Below are 2,423 nucleotides of genomic sequence, written 5' to 3' on the forward strand. Positions count from 1 at the left end.
CGCGCCTGGAGTTCGCGTCGCTCGCTGATGTCCGCGATCGAGAGCAGCACGCTGCGGCTCTCGGGCACGGGCGCGACGGTGACCTCGGCCCACAGGGAGCGCCCGTCGGCGTGCTGGAGGCGGCGGGGGGGGGGGGGGCGGGCGCGGGCGCCGGGTCGGGGGCGAGGAGCGCGCCGACGCCCTCGGCCGCCTCGATCTGGGCGGGGGTCGCGTGCACGCCGATGCCGGCGGCGACCGCGCGCAGCCCGCGCGCCAGGTTCTCGGCGCTGGGCCGCCGGTCCGGGTCCTTGCTGAGACAGCGCTCGATGACCGTCCACAGCGGGGCGGGCACGGTGGAGGGGCGGCGCGGCTCCTCGCTGAGGTGCCGGTGCAGGACTTCGAGCGCACTGCCCCCGGCGAACGGCGGACGCCCGGTGACCAGCTCGTACAGCAGGATGCCCGCGCCGTAGACGTCGACGGCGGAGGTCTGCGGGCGGCCCTCGGCGGACTCGGGCGCCACGTACGCGGGCGTGCCGACGAACTCGTGGGTGCGGGTGAGCCCCGGGGAATCGGCGAGGCGCGCGATGCCGAAGTCGGTGAGCATCGGGTGCATCTCGCCGCCCTGCTCGGCGAGGAGCACGTTGGCCGGCTTGAGGTCGCGGTGGACCACGCCGTCGGCGTGGCTCGCGGCGAGCGCGTCGGCGATCTGGGCGGTCATGAGGGAGGCGGCGACCGGGGTGAGCGGGCCGCTCTCGCGCAGGTACCGGTGCAGGTCCGGGCCTTCGACGAGGTCCATGACGAGGGCGAGGACGTCGCCCTCGACGACCAGGTCGCGGGTGCGCACGATGTTCGGGTGGGTGAGCCGGAGCAGCACGGACCGCTCGCGCAGGAAGCGCATCACGATGTCCGCGTCGTTGGCCAGCTCCTCCTTGAGGACCTTGATCGCGACGGTCTCGCCGGGCCGGCCGGACACGGCCGCCTCGGCCCCCGCCGCCTCGCGCTGGCGGGCTCGCCAGACGGTGCCCGTGGCGCCGCGCCCGAGCGGCTCCTCGAGCAGGTACTTGCTGCCGATAGGCCGCACGTCACGCGCTCCCTGCTGATCGTGGTCCCGGGGTCCCGGAGGTGGTCCCGGAGGTCGCTTCCTGGTGGTGACCGGTCCGGATGTCCGACCCACTTTAGTGCCGCCGCACCGGGCGCAGGCCGGTCGTCCACAGGCGGGTTCCGGCCGCCCCTCCGGGGCGACGCTGTCCGGAAGAAGACGCTCTTCGGGACGGAAGGGTTGCCGGGCATGTTCCGGTGGCATGGACGACCAGGCACTTTTCCGCCCATGGGTGACCAATCAAGATCACTTCCGGCCGACCCGGGGGCGGGTTGTCGGTGGCAGGTGCGAGGATGCCTCCAGCACGTCGTGTCCATGGGGTCGGGAGCCCCGCGCCGTGCCGAACCTGTACCGGGCGACGCGCCCGAGCAGGGTGGGGGGAGAGACCGGGCGGTTCCCCTTGCCGGCCTCGCGCGCAGAAGGGACCGCTGACGGCGATGCAGATCCGGCTGACCGTTCTCGCGCCGTACGCCGGCCATGGCGCCGGGCGCACCTGCGACGTACTCGTCACGGCCCCCGCGGGGACGGTGCTCTCCGCCGTGGCCTCCGCTCTGGCCGCCGCCGTCACCGGTCCCGAGACCTCCGGTTCGGGCGCGACCGTGCTCTACGCGGGCCCGGAGCGGCTCGACAACCGGCGCGCCGTCCTCGGCGAGCCCCCGCTCGTCGACGGCGCGGTCCTCTCCCTCCAGGTCCCCGGCCCGGACGAGCGCATCGACGAGACGGCCTGCGCCCGGCTGCGGGTGGTGGCGGGCCCGGACGCGGGCGGGGTGCACCTGCTGCACGGCGGACCGATCAGAATCGGCCGTTCCGTCGACGCCGACGTGCCGCTCGACGACCCGGACGTCTCCCGCGCGCACTGCACGGTCGTCGTCGCCGAGGACGGCCGGGTCAGCGTCGCCGACCTCGGCTCGACCAACGGCACGACCCTCGACGGCGTCCCGGTCGGCGAGCACCCGGTCCACTTCCGCCCCGGCGCCCTGCTCCGCCTCGGCGAGTCGGCCCTCCGCCTGACCGGCCCCGGCGACGACCCGGTCGGCACGCGCGCGCGTGCGACGGCCCCGGACGGCGAGGGCCATCTGCGGATCGTCCGCACGCCGGACGACACCCCGGGCCCCGCCCTGCCCCCGGGACCGGCGGACGGGGCCACGCACGGCGGCGGGTACGCGGACGGCCCGGCGGACAGGGCGTACGGGGCCGGGTACGGGGACGGGAACGGCTCGCCGGACACGCCGTACGGGGCCGGGTACGGGGACGGTCCGGCCGGGCACGCGCGCGGCGGGGCGGAGTCCGGCGGCTTCGGCGACGCGGGCGGGACCGCGACCGGCGAGTCCGGTGGCTACGAGGG

Annotated in this window: 2 protein-coding genes; one reads left to right on the forward strand and one right to left on the reverse strand. The window is 76.2% G+C overall.

Annotation, left to right across the window (positions count from 1 at the left end; genetic code table 11):
- On the reverse strand, nucleotides 1-1,060 hold a 1,060-nt coding region (locus tag BU197_RS18070; protein ID WP_317453395.1), incomplete at its 3' end, for a serine/threonine-protein kinase.
- Between the two features lie 455 nt (nucleotides 1,061-1,515).
- Here BU197_RS18070 and BU197_RS18075 point away from each other — a divergent pair.
- Nucleotides 1,516-2,423, forward strand: a 908-nt coding sequence (locus BU197_RS18075) for an FHA domain-containing protein (RefSeq protein ID WP_223184099.1), incomplete at its 3' end; no start/stop codon positions are given.

The organism is Streptomyces sp. CBMA291, from assembly GCF_014596525.1.
GTDB lineage: Bacteria > Actinomycetota > Actinomycetes > Streptomycetales > Streptomycetaceae > Streptomyces.